A 19,175-nucleotide genomic window follows, 5' to 3' on the forward strand; every position below is an offset into this window, starting at 1 on the left:
CTCGTACGGTTCAGTTCAATTCAGTTGTAAAAAAGGGGACTCAAAGCCCCCTTCTTTGGAGAGCGCAGGTTTTAAGCCGCGGCGCCTTCCTTGACTTCCACGAATTCGTCGCTGCCTTCGGCAACGGCCTTCACGACGTCAGTCTGCGCATTGGCGCGACCTTCGATGATTGCATCGGCGATGCCGCGTGCATACAGCGTCACGGCCTTGGCCGAGTCGTCGTTGCCGGGGATCACGTAGTCGATGCCTTCGGGCGAGTGGTTGGAGTCAACCACGCCGACGAGCGGAATGCCCAGCTTCTTGGCTTCGGACACGGCGATCTTGTGGAAGCCCACGTCGATCACGAAGATGGCGTCAGGCAGTGCATTCATGTCCTGGATGCCGCCGATGTCCTTTTCGAGCTTTTCCATCTCGCGGGCGAACATGAGCTGTTCTTTCTTGCTCATGGCTTCGAGGCCGGTTTCCTGCTGGGCCTTCATGTCCTTCAGACGCTTGATCGACGTCTTGACGGTCTTGAAGTTGGTCAGCATGCCGCCGAGCCAGCGCTGGTCGACGAAAGGAACGCCGGCGCGGCGTGCTTCTGCAGCCACGGTCTCGCGGGCCTGGCGCTTCGTGCCGACCATGAGGATGGTGCCGCGGTTGGCCGAGAGTTGACGCACGAACTTGGTCGCTTCCTGGAACAGGGGCAGCGACTTTTCGAGGTTGATGATGTGGATCTTGTTGCGATGGCCAAAGATGTAAGGGGCCATCTTGGGGTTCCAGAAGCGGGTCTGGTGTCCGAAATGGACACCGGCTTCCAGCATTTCGCGCATGGAGACGGACATATGTATTCCTGAAGGTTGGGTCTAAAATCCCGCCCGTCATCGAAGGCGCCACATTGACCTGCGCCAGAGCGCAGAACATAGGGCAACATCGACACCTTGGTGGGCTGGATTCGCGTTTTTGTCTTGCTGTCAGGCGGTTGACGCGACATGCGCCGACTACCCAGCAAAACCCAACGATTATAGCACTCGACATCATCCTCTCATGCCCTTCCAGACCCGACCCGACCTGACAACAACCCGCTCGCGCGTCGCCCTGGGCCAAACCAGCCCCACTGCCGAGCTGGAGGATTCGATCCGCATCGCCTCATCTGCGGCGTGCAGGCAAGCCTTCATCCAGACCCGGTTCGACGACGCCCGCACGGAGGCCGCCTACCCTTCGCTAACCTCCAGGCCGCTGTCAGGCCTTGCGGTAACCATCAAGGACCTGTTTGATATCGAAGGCCAGACCACGGCGGCAGGCTCGGTCGTGCTTTCGGACGCGCCGCCGGCCAGCGTGGATTGCCCCGCCGTTGCGCGCCTGAAGGCCGCCGGGGGCGTCGTTCTGGGCCGCACCAACATGACGGAGTTCGCCTTCTCGGGCGTTGGCACCAATCCGCACCACGGCACACCCGTCAACCCTGCCGATGCGGCTTGCGAGCGGATTCCGGGCGGCTCCTCTTCCGGCGCGGCAGTCACCGTAGCGACTGGCGCGGCCTTCATCGGCCTGGGGTCCGACACGGGCGGTTCGATCCGCATTCCAGCTGCGCTCTGCGGCATCGTGGGTTTCAAGAGCACAGCCCGGCTCGTTCCCACCGATGGCACGGCACCGCTTTCGACGACGCTCGATACGGTTTGTGCGATGACCCGATCGGTATCGGACGCCATCATCGCGCACGAAATTCTCGCGGCTCGCACCGTGACGCGCAGCACGTCCCCCCTGGCCGGTTACCGGCTGGCCGTGGCCCAGACCTCGATGCTCGACTTCATGGATCAAACCGTGGCCACCGCCTTCGAGCGGGCCGTCAAGACGCTGCGCGATGCGGGCGCGCAGGTGCGCGAAATCCCCCTCGAAGCGATTCGCGACCTGGGCTCCATCCAGAGCGCCGGTGGATTTGCCGGCGCAGAAAGCTACGCATGGCACAAGTCGCTGTTCTCCAGCAAGGCCCAGGCCTATGACCCGCGGGTGGGCCAGCGCATCCTGCGAGGCAGCGAGATGAAGGCGCACGAATACATCGACTTGTGCAATGCAAGGCGCGACTGGATCTTTCGCGTCACCACTGCGCTGCAGGGCTTCGATGCCGTGCTCTCGCCTACCGTCCCCATCGTTGCCCCGCCGATTGCCCAGGTCGCGCCCGGGGCAGAACGTGACGACGAATTTTTCCGCGTGAACACCTTGCTGCTTCGCAACACGAGCGTCGTGAATATGCTCGATGGCTGCGCCATCTCGATCCCTTGCCACGCACCCGATGAACTCCCGGTCGGACTCATGATCTGGCAAGGACAGATGCGTGACGACACCGTGCTCAACATCGCGATGCAGGCGCAGGCCGCGCTGGCGCGTCATTCGGATGCCGCGCTGGCGCGTCATTCGGATGCCGCGCTGGCGCGTCAGGCATGAGGGTCGCCGTCATAGGCGCCGGCATCATTGGCGTGACCACTGCTTTTGAGTTGCGTGACGACGGCCACGAGGTCACCGTCTTCGAGCGCCGGGGCGCCGCCGCAGAAGAAACAAGCTTTGCGAACGCAGGTGTCATTGCGCCCGGCTATGTCACGCCCTGGGCAGCGCCCGGCATGCCCGCCAAGATCCTGAAGTACCTGCTCAGCGACCACGCGCCGGTGCGCGTGAGTCTTCCACTCTCGCGAGCTGACATTGCATGGATGTGGCAGTGGTATCGCTCGTGCGACATGCCAACCTACGCCGCCAATCGACTGCGCATGCAGCGCCTTGCGTTCTACAGCCGGGAGCGGCTGCATGAGATCACCGATCGCCTCCAGCTCGAATACGACCGCGCGAGCGGCTACATGGTGCTGCTGCGAAGCGAGAAAGATCGAAAGCTCGTCCAGGCAGGTCTGCAGGTGTTGCGCGATGCGGGCGTGACACTGCATGAAATCGACGCCGAGGCGGCGCGGTTGATCGAGCCTGCGATCAATCCGGACACCTCTTTCGTCGGGGCTGTGCATGTGCCGGGCGATGAAGTCGGCAACTGCCGGCAGTTCGCGCTGCTGCTCAAGAACGAAGCGCAGGCCCGCGGCGCAGTGTTCGAGTTCAACACGACCGTGGATGCACTCGATCCGGCGAACCCAAGGATGCTCACGGTGCGCGCTGCCGGCCAGGAAACGCCTGTCCAACGCGAGTTCGAAGCGGTGGTGGTCTGTGGCGGCGTCGACTCCGCTGCGCTGCTGCGACCGCTGGGCCTGCATGTACCGCTGGCCGCTGTCTATGGCTACTCCATCAGCGCACCGATTCGTGAACACCTGAACGCCCCCCGCGGCGCATTGATGGACGAACGGTTCAAGGTCGCGATTTCGCGCATGGGCAACCGGGTGCGCGTAGCTGGCAGTGCAGAAATCGGTGGCGACCCGGGCAAGAAGCGGCCGGCCGCCATCCAGACGCTCTACAAGGTGCTGCAGGACTGGTTCCCCGGGGCTGCGCAGCTCGCCAACACGGGGGTCGCGGTACAAGAATGGAAAGGTGCGCGGCCCATGATGCCCGATGGACCACCGCTGCTGGGCGCCACTGGCATTCCAGGCGTGTGGATCAACCTCGGCCACGGCTCCAGCGGATGGGCGCTGTCGTGCGGAAGCGCCCGCGCGGTCGCAGACCTGATGGCCGGACGAGCCCCTGAAGTGGACATCGAGGGCCTGGGTGTTGAACGGCTGATTCCATGAGAGCTTGAATGCAACGCATCACACACGATCGCCCCTGGCCGCTGTTCGACGCAGCGGCCACTCGCATGATCGAACGTGCGGCTGCATCAACGCTCGCGCCACACACGCTGATGCAGCGAGCAGGGCTATCGATCGCCAAACTCGCGATGGCCGTTGCACCGCACTCGAAAAGTATCTGGATTGCCTGCGGGCCCGGCAACAACGGCGGCGATGGATTTGAAGCCGCCATGCACCTTCTCCAATGGGGCAAGCGTGTTCACGCGACGTGGCTTGGCGATGAAGCTCGCGCGCCCGCAGATGCGCTGGCCTCATTCCAGCGTGCGCGCGACGCAGGAGTCGTCATTGCAGCCGAGCCCCCTCACCACTGCGACCTTGCAATCGATGGCTTGCTGGGCGTTGGAGGCAGCCATCCCGTCGAAGGCGCGATGGCCCAACAGGTTTCACTCATCAACGCGTTGACTTGCCCGGTCCTGTCCATCGACCTGCCAACCGGCCTCGCAGCCGACACCGGCTCGGGTCAAAGCGTGCACGCGACTCATACCTTAAGCCTTCTCACCCTCAAGCCCGGGCTCTTCACGCACGGCGGACGCGATGCTTGCGGCGATATCTGGTTCGATGACCTTGGCATTGCGCTGGATGCGTTCGATGCATCGGCCACCTTGTCTGGCCCACCCGATACCACGGCTCGCCCACACGCTTCGCACAAGGGAAGCTTCGGAGACGTAGCGATCATTGGCGGTGCGCCGGGCATGAGTGGCGCCGCACTGCTGGCCGCTTCGGCTGCGCTTCATGGCGGAGCAGGTCGCGTCTTTGTGGCGCTGCTCGATGCATCGGGAATGGCAGTCGATGCAACCCGGCCAGAACTGATGTTCCGCGCCTGGGCTTCGCTCGATCTCACCGGTCAGGCGGTGGCTTGCGGTTGCGGCGGCGGGGATGCCGTACGTGCCGTGCTGCCCAAGGTGATCTCGGCCGCGAAGGCGCTGGTACTCGATGCCGACGCGCTCAACGCAATCGCCAACGACCCACAGCTGCAGTCCCGGTTGCAGGCACGAGGCATGCGGGGTCGGCCCACGGTGCTCACGCCGCACCCGCTGGAAGCAGCACGCCTTCTGGGAAGCACCACGCTACAGGTGCAGGCAGACCGGCTCGCCGCCTGCCGGGAGATTGCGTCGCGATATGGATGCAGCGTGGTCCTCAAGGGCTCCGGAACCATCATCGCCGACGCAGGCGGCAGGACTTCAATCAACCCGACCGGCAATGCGAGGCTCGCGACTGCAGGAACGGGCGATGTGCTCGCCGGTTTGATTGCGGCACGTCTGGCCGCAGGAGACGCCGCCTTCGAAGCGGCAGCGTCAGCGGTGTTCGCTCACGGATTGGCTGCGGACCACTGGCCGATTCACAGACCGCTCACCGCAGCAGCGCTAGCCGCCAGGTTGTAGGGGTTGTCATTGCGGACGTGATCCGCAATCCATGTCTTTCGGTGGCCCTAACCGCTTCGCGGTGGATGCCGGATCGAGTCCGGCATGACAACTGGCGCCTAACCCCGTCCCACAAACGGCATCTTCGTCGCCATCACCGTGTGGAACAGCACGTTGGCTTCCAGGGGCAGGTTGGCCATGTAGAGAACCGACTGGCCGACCACATTGACGTCCATCAGCGGCTCGATCGCGATCTCGCCGTTGGCTTGGGGAACGCCCTTGCCCATCTTCGCGGCGAGTTCGGTCAAGGCATTGCCAATATCGAGCTGGCCCACGGCAATGTCGTACTTGCGCCCGTCGAGCGCAGCGGCTTTGGTCATGCCACTCACACCGTGCTTGGTCGCGGTGTAGGCAATCGAGTTGGGCCGGGGCGCGTAGGCAGAGATCGACCCATTGTTGATGATGCGGCCGCCCATCGGCGATTGCGCCTTCATCACCTTGAAGGCCTGCTGGATGCCGTAGAACATGCCGTTGAAATTGGTATCGACCACGCGCTTCCACTGGTCGAGCCCCAGGTCTTCGAGCGGCACCGCCGCCGCCCCAACGCCCGCGTTATTGAACAGCAAGTCGACGCGACCCCATTCCTTGACGGTCGCGGCAAAGAGCGCTTCGACCGAAGCCGGGTCGGTCACGTCGGTCGGCACGCAAATCACCCTCCCCGGCGCGGCGGCTTGCGCAGCCACCTGCTCGAGCGGCTCCATGCGACGCCCCGCAATCGCAACTTTCCAACCATCGGCTGCGAGCGCGAGCGCTGCCGCCTTGCCAACGCCGGTGCCACCACCGGTGACGATGGCGACCCTGCTAACCGGTGAACTGTCAGGCATGTCTCAACTCCTCGATCTGGTTTTTCTGGATGGCTTGGTATGGGTCAGCGGCGGGGCCGATGACTCTTGCTCTTGGCAGCCGCTTTCTTGGCGGCGGCCTTGAGGGCCCCACCTGTAGAACGCGGCTCGGGCACCGACTTGCGCGATGCACCCTTCTTTTTTCCGGTGGCCTTGCCAGCAGGCGCAGCGATGGCCGGCGAGACGCCTTTGTCTTTCATCGCCCGCAGGGCCAGTTCGTCGCCATCGCGGACCAGCCGGAAGTCGATCTTGCGACCGTCCAGGTCAACCCGGCTGACCTGCACTCGAACGCGCGAACCGATCGCATAGCGAATGCCGGTGCGCTCACCGCGCAACTCCTGCCGCGCTTCGTCGAACTTGAAGTACTCGCCTCCAAGCTCGGTGATGTGCACCAGGCCCTCGACATACATCTGGTCGAGCGTGACGAAGATGCCGAATGTGGTGGCCGACGTGACGATGCCGCTGTATTCCTCGCCCAGGTGTTCGCGCATGTACTTGCACTTGAGCCAGGCCTCGACGTCGCGGCTTGCCTCATCAGCGCGTCGCTCGTTGGCGCTGCAATGCAGCCCCGCGGCTTCCCATGCCTGCACTTCGCGGCTTGGCGGCGGTGGTGGCTTTTTCAGCTTGTTGGACGGTGCCTTGACGCGACTGGCCAGACGGCGCGCGAGTTTCTCGTGTGCTTCACCCGGTGTCGGCAAGGTGGGCAACTCGTACTTGCGGCTTTGCAGGATCGCCTTGATGACACGGTGCACCAGCAAGTCAGGGTAGCGACGGATAGGGCTCGTGAAGTGCGTGTAGGCGTCATACGCCAGGCCGAAGTGGCCTGCGTTGATGGGCGTGTAGATCGCCTGCGACATCGACCGCAGCAGCATCGAGTGAATCTGCTGCGCGTCGGGGCGCTCTTTCGTCGCTTCAGCAATGCGCTGGAACTCGGCCGGCAACGGGTCTTCGCTGATGGTGAGCGGCACGCCGATCGCCTTCAGGTAACCGCGCAGCACGTCCTTCTTCTCAGGTGTCGGGCCTTCGTGGACACGGAACAGGCCCGGGTGCTTGCTTTGCTGGATGTAGTCGGCGCTGCAGACATTGGCTGCGAGCATGGCCTCTTCGATCAGCTTGTGGGCATCGTTGCGCACACGCGGAACGATGCGGTCGATACGGCCGTTCTCGTCGCAGATGATCTGGGTTTCCGTCGTCTCGAAGTCCACCGCGCCGCGTGCATTGCGCGCCTTGAGCAGCGCACCGTACACATCGTGCAGGTTCAGCAGATCCTGCACACGGTCCTTGCGACGGATCGCCTCCGGGCCGCGCGTGTTGGCAAGGATGGCCGCCACTTCGGTGTAGGTGAAGCGCGCATGGCTCCACATCACAGCCGGATAGAACTGATAGGCGAAGATTTCGCCTGTCGAGTTGATCAGCATGTCGGCGACCATGCACAGGCGTTCGACCTCGGGGTTCAGCGAACACAGCCCGTTCGACAGCTTCTCGGGAAGCATGGGGATGACGCGCCGGGGAAAGTAAACGCTGGTGGCGCGGTCATATGCATCGACATCGATGGCACTGCCGGTCTCGACATAGTTGCTGACGTCGGCAATGGCCACCAGAAGGCGCCAGCCTTTGCCTCGCCCGACCTTCGCGGGCTCGCAGTAGACCGCATCGTCGAAGTCGCGGGCGTCTTCGCCGTCGATGGTGACCAGCGGAATGTCGGTCAGGTCCACGCGATTTTTCTTGTCCTGCGGACGGACCTTGTCGGGCAAGGTGCGCGACAGCGCAATGCAGGCATCCGAGAACTCATGCGGCACGCCGTATTTGCGCACCGCGATCTCGATCTCCATGCCGGCGTCGTCGATTTCGCCCAGCACTTCCTTCACGCGTCCGACCGGTTGACCGTACAGGCTCGGCGGCTCGGTGAGTTCAACCACCACCACCTGGCCCGCCTTGGCCAACGCAGTCGCGCCTTTGGGAATCAGCACGTCCTGTCCGTAGCGCTTGTCTTCGGGTGCGACAAGCCAGACGCCGCTTTCGTGCAGCAAGCGGCCGATGATAGGCTGCGGCGGGCGTTCGATGATTTCGACGACGCGGCCTTCGGGCCTGCCCTTGCGGTCGTGGCGAACGATGCGTGCCTTGACGCGGTCCTTGTGCAGCACGGCGCGCATTTCATTGGGCGGAAGGTAGATGTCACCCTCGCCGTCGTCGCGTTGCACGTAGCCGTGACCATCGCGATGGCCTTGAATCACGCCCTCGATTTCGTCGAGAAGGCCGTGCGTGGAATGGTCGATATTATTTTTGATATAGAATCCTTTTTTTCCTGAAATGCCCAGGTGGCGGAATTGGTAGACGCACTAGTTTCAGGTACTAGCGAGTAACATCGTGGGGGTTCGAGTCCCTTCCTGGGCACCAAGTTAAGTTAATCATAAAGCCGGTTCTGCCGGCGTATTTTTTGATGCTGCCGGCTCTGCCGGCGTATTTTTTCATAAAGCCGGCTCTGCCGGCTTTGTTGTTTCTGCGTGTTTTGGCCACGCTCAAATCGGCACGCCCACCAGGTCATGCCCGTCCGTCGAGACGATACGCGCCCGGGTGAACTCGCCGACCTTCATCTGCTTGCTGATCTTTTCGGGCGGCAGCAACTTCACCGTTCCGTCGATCTCAGGGGCATCTGCATAGGTGCGCCCAACGCCTCCCTTGCGGCCTAGCGCCGGCGCTGAATCCACCAGCACCTGCATCGTTGCACCAACCCGCTCGCGCAGCTTGGCGGCCGATACCTCTTCGGCAACGGCCATGAACCTTGCACGCCGCTCTTCGCGAACTTCGTGCGGCAGCATTCCAGGAATTTCATTGGCTACAGCGCCAGTCACCGGGCTGTAGGCAAAGCAACCGGCGCGGTCGATGCGCGCTTCGCGCATGAATTGAAGCAGGTGATCGAACTCGGCTTCGGTCTCACCCGGAAACCCCGCAATGAACGTGCTGCGAATCACGATCTCGGGGCAGCTCTCGCGCCAGCGCTGGATGCGCTCGAGGTTCTTCTCGCCACTGGCAGGGCGCTTCATGCGCTTGAGGACATCGGGATGGCTGTGCTGGAACGGCACATCGAGGTAAGGCAGCACCTTCCCCGTGGCCATCATCGGAATCACCTCATCCACAGATGGGTATGGATAGACGTAATGCAAGCGGACCCACGCGCCGAAGGGCTCGGCCATGTCGCCCAGGGCCTGCACCAGCTCATGCATGCGTGTGCGGATCGGCTTGCCATCGTAGAAGCCCGTTCGGTACTTCACATCGACGCCATAGGCCGAGGTGTCCTGGCTGATCACCAGCAGCTCCTTCACGCCGCCTTCAAAGAGCGCCCTCGCCTCCTTGAGCACATCGCCGATCGGCCGGCTCACCAGGTCGCCGCGCATCGATGGAATGATGCAGAAGGTGCAGCGGTGATTGCAGCCTTCGCTGATCTTGAGGTACGCGTAGTGGCGCGGCGTCAGCTTGATGCCGGCAATGCCAAATGAACCCCGGGCGGGATCGGGCACCAGGTCGACAAAAGGATCGTGCGGCTTGGGCAGGTTCAGGTGGACGGCGTCCATCACTTCCTGCGTGGCGTGAGGGCCTGTGACAGCCAGCACCGAAGGATGCATCTGGCGCACGAGATTGCTACCGTCGTCACCCGCCTTCGCGCCCAGGCATCCGGTCACGATGACCTTGCCGTTGGCGGCGAGCGCCTCACCGATCGTGTCGAGGCTTTCGCGCACGGCATCGTCGATGAAACCGCAGGTGTTGACGATGACGAGGTCGGCGCCCTCGAATGTCTTGGAGGTCTCGTAGCCTTCGGCGGAAAGCTGGGTCAGGATCAATTCGGAATCGGTCAGGGCCTTGGGGCATCCCAGGCTGACGAATCCCACCTTGGGCGTCTTGTTTTCGGGGGCGGCAACTTCACTCATCTGCCTATTGTCCCAGACGCGGCGGTTTTAACGCTTGACCGGAACGATCCAGGATGTCATCTGCTCCTGCATCTTGTCGAACATGGTCTTGGACTGCTCGACGTAATTGCCCATCATGCCTTGCATCATCGGGTTTTGCAGGTTCATGAACTGGGCCCACACCTCTGGCGTCACGGTCTTGGACTGCTCGGTCAGCTTGGCCTGGATGTCGGTGAACGCCTGGACGTTCTTTTCCAGATAGGTGCCCATGAAGCCCTGTGCGGCGTGGCCATAGAAGCGAATCAGGTTGCCAAGCGCAGCCTCGCTGAACATGGGGGTCCCGCCGGCTTCCTCTTCCAGGATGATCTGCAGCAGGATGCTGCGGGTCAGGTCCTCATTGGTCTTGGCATCGCGCACGACAAACAGTTCACTGTCCATGACCAGCTGCTTGACCTCGGCCAGCGTGATGTAGGTGGATGTTTCGGTGTCGTAGAGCCGGCGGTTCGGGTACTTCTTGATCACCCGCTGCGCAGGCTTGGCGCCCGCTGCGGTGGATTTCTTGCTTTGCACGGCCTCGCTCCTCGCGCGGCCGCCCGGACGGGTTGCCGCTGATGTATTGCACTGCAGCACATTCTAGGGAGGGCAGGCGCTCGGCCCCACAGGGTTTCCCTGAGGCAGAGGCAGTCGGCGGTGCGCCGCCACCATGTCACCATTGCGAGATCCCTACTTGCATCTGCACCCGGAGCTCTTCCCATGCACCGCTTCGACACATCCGCCAAAGGCGTCTACCTCATCACTGTCACGCCATTCACCGACACAGGTGCACTGGACCTGGCGAGCACCGACCGGATGGTGGATTTCTGCCTCGATCGCGGAGTCACCGGTCTCACGATCTTGGGGATCATGGGCGAAGCGACCAAGCTCACAGCGCAAGAGGCGAAGGACTTCACCCGGCAGGTCGTCCAGCGGGTCGGTGGCCGCGTGCCGATCGTGGTCGGTGTGTCCGCCCCGGGGTTTGCCGCCATGGGTGAACTCACGCAGGCGGTGATGGACCTTGGCGCATCGGGCGTGATGGTGGCCCCGCCAGGCACTGTTCGCACCGACGACCAGATCACCGCCTATTTCGACATGGTCAACGAGACGCTGGGTGCGGTGCCGTGGTGCCTGCAGGACCATCCGGTCGCAACAGGTGTGCAGATGTCAGCGCCCGTGGTCCTGCGCATCCTGAACAACTCGCCCCATTGCGTGATGCTCAAGCACGAAGACTCTCCAGGACTGGCCAAGCTGTCTGCCGTTCGGGCCGCGAGCGAGAAGGGTCAGCTGAAGCGGGTGTCCATCCTCACGGGCAACGGAGGAGGCCTGTTCCTGCCCGAGGAACTGTCGCGCGGAGCGGATGGTGCGATGACTGGTTTTGCGTGGCCCGAAATGATGGTCGACGTGGTTGCTGCGCACGCCCGGGGCGATGTCGAACGAGCCCATGACCTGTTCGACGCTTACCTGCCGCTGGCCCGCTACGAACAACAGGCCGGTATCGGCCTGGCAGTTCGCAAGCACCTGCTGCACCAGCGCGGCGCGATCGCGTCGGCCTTCGTGCGCAAGCCGGGTCCCAGGCTTTCGGCCCAGGACCTTGTTGACATGGAGCGACTGGTTCGTCGGCAGGACGCGCGTTTGCGGGAGTTGGGTCAATAAAAAAGCCCCGCTCTCAGAGGAGAGACGGGGCTTGCAATATTGGTAGGCGCGATTGGACTCGAACCAACGACCCCCACCATGTCAAGGTGGTGCTCTAACCAGCTGAGCTACGCGCCTGAAAATCGTATTCGAGCCTCGAATTATAGCAGTGCTTCTGCAGCTCTCATCTGCGCCGGTTCAACAACGCCTATCGACGCTTGGCCCAACGCACGCCAAGCACCTCGCCCACCAGCGAAAGCACCTTGTTCAGGCGCCCCGAATCAGTCACTTCCACAGTGAAGGTCATCCACGCGGTGCCCTTGACCGACTGGGTCTGCACGCCGATCACATTCATCTTTTCTTTCGCAAAGACTTCGGAGATGTCGCGCAGCAAGCCCTGCCGATCGGAGGCTTCAACGCCGACATCGACGGGGTACACCGCGCTGCCTTCGGCTTTGCCAGACGCAGGGCCCGCGCCCCACTCCACCTCGATCACGCGCTCGCTGTTGCGCGCTGCAAGTTCGCGGAAATTGCTGCAATCCTTGCGATGGATGCTCACGCCCTTGCCCCGCGTGACGAAGCCCCCTATGGCATCGGGCGGTGCCGGTTTGCAGCAGCGGGCGAGCTGCGTCATGAGCGAGTCGATTCCCACCACCAATACGCCGCCCTTGGGACCGCCACCGGGGTTGCGCGCCTTCTTCAGCAGGAACTCGTCGGGGTGAGGCGGTGCCTCGGGCGGCTTGAGCAGGGTCTCGATATTTCGAAGCGAGTATTCGTCCTTGCCCACGACAAAGAACAGGTCGTCGGCAGACTTGAACCCCAGCTGCGTCGCCAGGTCCTCCAGCTTCATCGCGGTCTTGCCTTCGCGCTGAAGGAGCTTTTCGACCGACTCGCGACCCCGCGATGTGGTCTCGTGACGCACCTGCTCGTTGAACCAGGCGCGCACCTTGGCCCTGGCGCGATGGCTCGCCAGAAAATTGAGCTCGGCATTGAGCCAGTCGCGGGACGGCCCACCCTCCTTGGCTGCCGTCACCTCGACCGTCTGGCCGTTTTGCAGGGGCGTGTTCAGCGGCACCATCGCACCGTCGACTCGTGCGCCACGGCAACGGTGGCCCAGGCTGGTGTGAACCGTGTAGGCAAAGTCCACCGGCGTCGCGCCGCGCGGCAATTCGACGATCGCCGCATCGGGCGTCAGAACATAGATGCGGTCTTCGAACAAGCCTTCGCTACCGCCGACCAGATCGCGCTCCCATGCCAGCAGTTGCCGCAGCACCGCGATCTTGGCGTCGTACTCTCCCGTCGCACTGACGCCCGAATAGCCCTTGCTGCCAGCCTCCTTGTAAGCCCAATGCGCGGCAACGCCATGCTCGGCGTGATCGTGCATGGCCTGCGTGCGAATCTGGATCTCGATCGGCCTGCCCTCCTTGTCTCGCACGATGGTGTGCAGCGACTGGTAGCCGTTGGGTTTGGGCCTGGCGATGTAGTCGTCGAACTCCTCGACGAGCGGCGTGAACTTCTCGTGCACCCACGAGAGCGCGGCATAGCAATCGTCCACCGTCGGCACGATCACCCGCAGCGCGCGGATATCGAACACGCGGTCGAAGTCCAGCGACTTGCCGCGCATCTTCTTGGCGATGCTGTAGATGTGCTTGGGCCGGCCGGCCACGCTCGCCTTGATGCCCTGCGCGATCAGCTCGCTCTCCAGCCGGGACCGCAGCTCTTCGACATACGCCTCGCGCTCGATCCGTTTCTGGTCGAGCTGACCGGCGATCTGCCGATAGGTTTCCGGTTCCAGGAAACGGAACGCGAGGTCTTCCATTTCCCACTTGAGCTGCCAGATTCCCAGCCTGTTGGCCAGCGGTGCAAAAACGTGCAGCACTTCGCGCGCAACGCTGGGCGGACAAGGCGTCTTGCTCGCGGCGTGCCAGCGCAAGGTCTGCAGGCGCGACGCCAGCCGCAGCATGACCACGCGCAAGTCGCGTGAAAAAGCCAGCAGCATCTTGCGCACGTTCTCGGTCTGCAGCTGCGCGGCATCGACCATCTGCACGTCACCGGCGTCGCGCGCCTGGCGCTGCACCCGCACCAGCTTGGTCGTCTCCATCGCCAGCGCCGCGTAGTTGTCACCGAACGCTTTGGAAATGACCTCCTGCGGCTTGGCCAGGTGGGACCACGCATAGACCAGGTAGCTTGCCGCCTGCATCGCCTCCGAGCCGCCCATCGACTTCAGGATGGCCGCAACCGCATCGGCGTGCGCGAGTGTGTTCTCGCCCGTCTCCAGCGTTTCACCCGCGATGAAGGGCTCGGCAAAGGCGCGAGCGCGTGACAAGGCGTGCGCCTGCTGCGGCATGGCGTGCTCGGTCGCCGCGATCAGTTCGGGGACGGCAGAGCTATCGGGGTTTTCCGCGACGAGACTCTTCATGGGGAATTTTTCTAGTCGAGCAAAAAGCCGGTCACCGCATCGACCTGGTCGCGGGCGATGAGCGTGGGCGCATGGCCCACCCCATCGAAGGCAACGAGCCGCGCTCGTGGACCGCGCTGTGTCATGGCTGCCGCAGTTTGCGAATTGAGAAGGTCCGATGCAGCGCCTCGAAGGACCAGCGTCTGCGCGGAAATGTTGTCGTAGAGCTGCCAGAGCGCCGCCTGGCCCTGCTGCGCCGATTCTTCAGTCAGGCCGCGAAATGGAACCGCGATGCTGGGGTCGTAGTGCAGCGTGAAGCCCCCCTCGGGCAATGGCTTGACCATCGCCTGCGACAGCGCAAACCACTGGCCGGGCGTATGCGGCCCAAAGCTGGTGGAGATGGCCCACATCGCATCAGCGGCCTGCTGCACCGACTCGAACTTGCCGGTGTTGCCGAGGTAAGTGCCGATGCGTTGCAGCGCCTCCCACTGGATCGCAGGCCCCACGTCGTTGAGCACCAGCCTGCGAACGGGAGCCGGCAAAGGCAGCTGGGGCGTACCGCTGATGCCCATGCCAATGAGGCCTCCCATGCTGGTGCCGACCCAGTCCAGCGTCTGGATGGGTGCCTGTCGATGCAACTGCCCCAGCATCGCCAGCATGTCGCCGACATAGGTCGGTATCTGATAGGTCGCCGGGTCCTTGAGCCAATCGCTGCGGCCGCGGCCTGCAACATCAGCAGACACAACGCGAATGGGATGCGTCGCGCGATCAACCAGGGCCTGGGCCAGCACGTCAAAGTCGCGCCCCTGCCGTGATAACCCGTGGACGCAAACGACCACATGCGCAGCACTCGCATCACCCCACTGCCAATACGCCATGCGGTGGCTGCCGGAAGCGTCCGGGCAGGATACGTAGTTCAGCGTAGGTTCAGGCATGTCGGTGAAAAAACCGCATACTCTGCGGCAGTCGTTTTTCGCGGCTCTCGCACATCCTAATTCAAGACGGAGACCCTCATGCTCAAAGGCAAGACCGCGCTCGTGACAGGTTCAACCAGCGGCATCGGGCTGGGTATCGCAAAGGCCCTGGCGCGTCAGGGCGCGAACCTGGTGCTCAATGGCTTCGGCGATGTCGAAGGCCCGCAGGCTGAGGTCCGCGCACTGGGTGCGCAAGTCGCGTATCACGGCGCCGACATGAGCAAGCCAGCCGAGATCGAAGCGATGATGAAATTCGCCGCAGACAAGTTCGGCCGCGTCGACATCCTGGTGAACAACGCGGGCATACAGCACGTGGCCAACATCGAGGACTTCCCGACAGACAAGTGGGACGCGATCATCGCCATCAACTTGTCGAGCGCGTTCCATGCGACCCGCGTGGCGCTTCCGGCCATGAAGGCCGCCAACTGGGGCCGCATCATCAACGTCGCATCGGTTCACGGACTCGTGGCCTCGACGCAGAAATCAGCCTACGTCGCCGCCAAGCACGGCCTTGTCGGCCTGACCAAAGTCACTGCGCTCGAAAACGCAACGACAGGCGTCACCTGCAACGCGATCTGCCCGGGCTGGGTGCTGACCCCGCTGGTTCAAAAGCAGGTCGATGCCAAGGCCGCCGCCAACGGCTGGACCAATGATCAGGCCAAGGCGGCCTTGCTCGGCGAAAAAGAGCCATCGCTGCAATTCACCACACCCGATGAACTGGGCGAGCTGGCGGTCTTCTTCTGCTCGCCTGCCGGCAACAATGTGCGCGGCGTGGCATGGAACATGGACGGCGGCTGGGCCGCGCAGTAACTCCAGAGGCTGTCATTGCGGGCTTGACCCACAATCCAGACAGCGCTTGAGTCGAGCGCCGTCGCCGCTGCGCGGTGGATGCCGGATCAAGTCCGGCATGACAAACCTACTTCAGCTGCACCGACCCTGAAACCGTCACCACCACATTGCTCTTGCCGGCCTCCACAGGCACAGCCGATTCGGCCTGCGCACCCTTGGCCTGCATCGCCAGGACCCGTGGCTGCGGATAGCCGCCGTCGTTCGAATTCACCGACACCTCACGCAGCGTGTAGCCCGAAAAGCCAAAGCCACGCGCGAGGTCTGCGGCCTTGGCCTTGAAGCGCTCGATGGCCAGCGTCTGCGCATCGCCCTCGACCTTGGCGCGCGCTTCGCGGCTCAGTCCAAAAGAGACATGGCCCATCGTCATCGTCTGGATACGCCCGGCGGTCTGGGTGATACGCGGAAAGTCGCGGCCTTCGAGCACGAGTTCAGCCGCCCCCTGCCAGCCGCTGATCTTTCCCAGAGGGCTGTAGCGCGGATACAGGCTGAACTGCCCGGTGCGTACATCGAGTTGTCCGGGCTGGGCCGATTTCTTCGCCTCCGTCAGCGCGGCATCGAGCGCCTGCTTGAGCTGGGTCTGCACCGTGTTGGCGTCAGCCCCGTCACGCGACGTGGTAAGGCTCAGGCTCAGCAGGTCCTGCTGAACCTCGACAGCTCCACTTGAACTCAGCTGCAGCACGTTTTGCGGCTGGGGCATGACCTGGGCGGACACATGGAACGATGGCAGCAGGGCCAGAGCGAGTGCGGCGGTGGTGGTCACCAGGGCGATTCGGACGGTGGGTCTTTTCATGGATCTGTTGTTGTTGTGGCAGTGAGAAGTACCACATGATGCCCTGATCGCCATTGCTGCCATGTGAAGGGCCAACGGATGGGGCAACATTTGTAACAACGTGAAAAGCACCCCTCGAAACGCCTCAAACCCGCGGTCAAGGCCATCAGAATTGGCTCTGTTACAAATTCCGATGGAGCACCATGTCCCAAGCTGCAGCCCGAACCGACAAGATCCTGGTCGTTGACGATGACGCCCGAATCCGCGATCTGCTGCGCCGCTACCTGACACAGGAAGGTTTTGAAGTCATCCTTGCCGAAGACGGCAAGGCGCTCAACCGCCTGATGCTGCGCGAGACCGCCGACCTCATCGTGCTCGACCTCATGATGCCCGGCGAAGACGGCCTGTCGATCTGCAGGCGACTGCGGGCGGCCAACGACCGCACCCCCATCATCATGCTGACCGCCAAGGGCGAAGACGTGGACCGCATCGTCGGCCTTGAAGTCGGCGCCGACGATTACCTGGGCAAGCCCTTCAATCCGCGCGAACTGCTCGCACGCGTCCATGCCGTGCTGCGCCGCCGACCCGCGCTGGAAGCGCCCGGCGCCCCATCCAGCGACAACGAAGTCGTCAACTTCGGCCCGTTCGCGTTCGATCTGGGTGCCCGCACCCTGCGCAAGAACGGCGACGAACTGCCGCTGACCACCGGCGAATTCGCCATGCTCAAGGCCCTGGTGCGCCATCCGCGCCAGCCGCTGTCGCGCGAAAAGCTCGCACAACTGGCGCGTGGCCGCGAATTCGAACCCTTTGACCGCAGCCTCGACGTCCAGGTCTCGCGCCTGCGCAAGCTCGTGGAGTCGGACCCGGCAGCGCCGCGCTACATCCAGACGGTGTGGGGCGTGGGCTACGTCTTCGTGCCCGATGGTGCGGGCTGAGCCGCCGGCACGCACCTGCATGCTCTCGCTTCAATGACAAATCCCAGATGTGACCTGAGAATGCGGGCATGATCCGCGGAACCACCAACAGCATCGACATCACCGGGCCTGCTCCGCTTGAAACCGCGCCGGCCCCGCTGGAGTTGCGGCCCCGGCTGGGTCTTTCGCTGTTCTGGCGGACATTCTTTCTTTTGTCCCTGCTGCTCATCGGCAGTATCGTGGCCTGGTTCCAGACGTTCCGGGCGCTCGAATTCGAGCCGCGTGCAGTCCAGACAGCGCAGCAGATTGCATCGCTGGTCAACCTGAGCCGTGCGGCGCTGGTGCACGCAGATTCGATTGCGCGCGTCTCGCTCATCAAGACCCTGGCCGACCAGGAAGGCGTGCGCATCGTCATGCGCGAGCCCAAAGACAGGTACACCAGCTTTTCCGTAGCCGAGCTCGACACGAGCGTCATGGATGAGCTGATCAGCCGACTCGGCCCGGCCACCATCATGGCCGCCAGCGTCAACGGTGAAGAGGGTCTGTGGGTCGGATTCAAAATCGACGCCGACCAGTACTGGATGCTCCTGGACCGCTCCCGCCTTACGCGGGTTGGCGGGCGGACCTGGCTCATTTGGCTGATTACGGCAGCGGGTCTTTCGCTGGCGGGCGCAGCCTTGATTGCACGGTTGATCAACCGACCGCTCAAGCAACTCTCATTCGCGGCCAGTCGCGTGCGCGATGGCGACTTCGATGCGAGCCGGCTCGACGAAAAGGCTGTGACCAGCGAGATCCGCGAAGTCAACATCGGCTTTAACCGCATGGCCCAGCAGCTCGCCAAGATCGAGCAGGACCGGGCCGTCATGCTGGCCGGCATCTCGCATGACCTGCGTACACCATTGGCCCGCCTGCGGCTGGAAACCGAGATGAGCGTGGCCGACCAGGACGCGCGTGACCACATGGCCGCCGACATCCAGCAGCTCGACGCCATCATCGACAAGTTCCTGGACTATGCGCGGCCCGACCATGCAGAACTCAAGCCCGTACTGCTCAACGACGTGATCGAAGCATGCCTGTATGCCGTGCAGGACCAGGGCGACATGCGGATCAATCTTGACGTTGCCAAGGGGCTCTACGTGCTGGCCGACGAAGTCGAGCTGGCGCGTGTGATTTCCAATTTGCTCGAGAACGCACGTCGCTACGGCAAGACCCCCGAGACGGGAATCGCAGTTGTCGATATCGCTGCGAAGTCGCGCAACGAGTGGGTGCTGCTGAAGGTGCGCGACCACGGCATGGGTGTGGCGCCCGACGCCCTGCCCAACCTCATCAAGCCGTTCTTCCGGGGCGATGCCGCGCGCACCGCCGCCACAGGTGCGGGACTGGGATTGGCAATCGTGGACAAGACCGTGCAGCGCATGGGCGGTATCTTTGCCCTGGCGAACACCACGACCGGTGGACTGGCAGCACACATCAAGCTGCAAAAACCCAAGACGCACTCACCTACTGCTGAACCAGAACCCAAAGGCGAACCGGCGGTGGCCTAGCGCCAGGGCTGTCATGGCGTGAAGGGGCGGTGGCTCACAGGCTGTCATTGCTGGAAGGGGCGCTGGCTCACAGGCTGTCATTGCGGACTCGATCCACTACTGTCCGGTAATTTTCCCGAACAGCCCCAACTGGGGACCCGAG

15 protein-coding genes and 2 tRNA genes are annotated in these 19,175 nt (G+C 63.2%); 8 read left to right on the forward strand and 9 right to left on the reverse strand.

Annotation, left to right across the window (positions count from 1 at the left end; all coding sequences use genetic code 11):
* Positions 1-71 precede the first annotated feature (71 nt).
* Positions 72-824: a 30S ribosomal protein S2 gene (gene rpsB / locus AQ12_RS04815; RefSeq protein ID WP_048438704.1), complete on the reverse strand. Its 753-nt coding sequence runs from the start codon at positions 822-824 to the stop codon at positions 72-74.
* A 202-nt stretch (positions 825-1,026) separates the two neighbouring features.
* Here rpsB and AQ12_RS04820 point away from each other — a divergent pair, with 202 nt between their 5' ends.
* Genes AQ12_RS04820 through AQ12_RS04830 form a run of 3 tightly spaced genes read left to right on the forward strand, consistent with a single transcriptional unit; the run spans position 1,027 to position 5,131 of the window.
* Positions 1,027-2,421, forward strand: coding sequence for an amidase (locus tag AQ12_RS04820; RefSeq protein WP_048438705.1), 1,395 nt, complete (start codon positions 1,027-1,029; stop codon positions 2,419-2,421).
* Positions 2,418-3,692 (forward strand): D-amino acid dehydrogenase, encoded by a 1,275-nt coding sequence (locus tag AQ12_RS04825; protein WP_048438706.1) that lies wholly within the window; start codon positions 2,418-2,420, stop codon positions 3,690-3,692. The genes AQ12_RS04820 and AQ12_RS04825 overlap by 4 nt, the downstream gene beginning before the upstream one ends.
* Positions 3,693-3,700: 8 nt before the next feature.
* The gene (locus AQ12_RS04830) at positions 3,701-5,131 is read left to right on the forward strand and encodes a bifunctional ADP-dependent NAD(P)H-hydrate dehydratase/NAD(P)H-hydrate epimerase (RefSeq protein WP_048438707.1); all 1,431 of its coding nucleotides are present in this window, start codon (positions 3,701-3,703) and stop codon (positions 5,129-5,131) included.
* A gap of 98 nt (positions 5,132-5,229) precedes the next feature.
* Here the strand turns inward: AQ12_RS04830 and AQ12_RS04835 are convergent, their stop codons facing one another.
* Positions 5,230-5,994: an SDR family oxidoreductase gene (locus tag AQ12_RS04835; RefSeq protein WP_048438708.1), complete on the reverse strand. Its 765-nt coding sequence runs from the start codon at positions 5,992-5,994 to the stop codon at positions 5,230-5,232.
* Positions 5,995-6,038: 44 nt separating this feature from the next.
* Positions 6,039-8,255, reverse strand: coding sequence for a ribonuclease R (gene rnr, locus AQ12_RS04840; protein ID WP_238587651.1), 2,217 nt, complete (start codon positions 8,253-8,255; stop codon positions 6,039-6,041).
* Between the two features lie 69 nt (positions 8,256-8,324).
* On the opposite strand from rnr, the gene AQ12_RS04845 reads away from it, so the two are divergent.
* Positions 8,325-8,409: transfer RNA gene (locus tag AQ12_RS04845), tRNA-Leu, on the forward strand.
* A gap of 122 nt (positions 8,410-8,531) precedes the next feature.
* Here the strand turns inward: AQ12_RS04845 and rimO are convergent.
* Complete coding sequence (rimO, locus tag AQ12_RS04850; protein WP_048438709.1) at positions 8,532-9,938, reverse strand: 30S ribosomal protein S12 methylthiotransferase RimO; 1,407 nt, start codon at positions 9,936-9,938, stop codon at positions 8,532-8,534.
* A 27-nt stretch (positions 9,939-9,965) separates the two neighbouring features.
* A complete protein-coding gene (phaR, locus tag AQ12_RS04855; protein ID WP_048438761.1) occupies positions 9,966-10,487 on the reverse strand; it encodes a polyhydroxyalkanoate synthesis repressor PhaR in 522 nt (173 codons plus the stop codon).
* 183 nt (positions 10,488-10,670) lie between these two features.
* Here phaR and AQ12_RS04860 point away from each other — a divergent pair, with 183 nt between their 5' ends.
* Complete coding sequence (locus AQ12_RS04860; protein WP_048438710.1) at positions 10,671-11,606, forward strand: dihydrodipicolinate synthase family protein; 936 nt, start codon at positions 10,671-10,673, stop codon at positions 11,604-11,606.
* Between the two features lie 40 nt (positions 11,607-11,646).
* On the opposite strand, the gene AQ12_RS04865 is transcribed toward AQ12_RS04860, so the two are convergent.
* The 3 genes from AQ12_RS04865 to AQ12_RS04875 all read right to left on the reverse strand — a co-directional run bounded on the left by AQ12_RS04865 (position 11,647) and on the right by AQ12_RS04875 (position 14,918).
* Positions 11,647-11,723: transfer RNA gene (locus AQ12_RS04865), tRNA-Val, on the reverse strand.
* A 70-nt stretch (positions 11,724-11,793) separates the two neighbouring features.
* Positions 11,794-14,004, reverse strand: coding sequence for a bifunctional (p)ppGpp synthetase/guanosine-3',5'-bis(diphosphate) 3'-pyrophosphohydrolase (locus tag AQ12_RS04870; protein ID WP_048438711.1), 2,211 nt, complete (start codon positions 14,002-14,004; stop codon positions 11,794-11,796).
* A gap of 11 nt (positions 14,005-14,015) precedes the next feature.
* Entirely contained in the window at positions 14,016-14,918 is a 903-nt protein-coding gene (locus AQ12_RS04875; protein ID WP_048438712.1) for an alpha/beta fold hydrolase, read from the reverse strand.
* A 78-nt stretch (positions 14,919-14,996) separates the two neighbouring features.
* Here AQ12_RS04875 and AQ12_RS04880 point away from each other — a divergent pair, with 78 nt between their 5' ends.
* Entirely contained in the window at positions 14,997-15,767 is a 771-nt protein-coding gene (locus AQ12_RS04880; RefSeq protein ID WP_048438713.1) for a 3-hydroxybutyrate dehydrogenase, read from the forward strand.
* Positions 15,768-15,873: 106 nt separating this feature from the next.
* On the opposite strand, the gene AQ12_RS04885 is transcribed toward AQ12_RS04880, so the two are convergent.
* Positions 15,874-16,596 carry an SIMPL domain-containing protein gene (locus tag AQ12_RS04885; RefSeq protein ID WP_048438714.1) on the reverse strand — a complete coding sequence of 241 codons (723 nt, stop codon included), beginning with the start codon at positions 16,594-16,596 and terminating at the stop codon, positions 15,874-15,876.
* Between the two features lie 182 nt (positions 16,597-16,778).
* Here AQ12_RS04885 and ompR point away from each other — a divergent pair, with 182 nt between their 5' ends.
* Both ompR and AQ12_RS04895 read left to right on the forward strand, forming a co-directional pair.
* Positions 16,779-17,510, forward strand: coding sequence for a two-component system response regulator OmpR (ompR, locus tag AQ12_RS04890; protein WP_048438715.1), 732 nt, complete (start codon positions 16,779-16,781; stop codon positions 17,508-17,510).
* A 68-nt stretch (positions 17,511-17,578) separates the two neighbouring features.
* Complete coding sequence (locus AQ12_RS04895; protein WP_048438716.1) at positions 17,579-19,033, forward strand: sensor histidine kinase; 1,455 nt, start codon at positions 17,579-17,581, stop codon at positions 19,031-19,033.
* Positions 19,034-19,175: the final 142 nt, after the last annotated feature.

This window comes from Caenimonas sp. SL110 (assembly GCF_001044395.1).
Taxonomy (GTDB): Bacteria; Pseudomonadota; Gammaproteobacteria; order Burkholderiales; family Burkholderiaceae_C; genus Ramlibacter.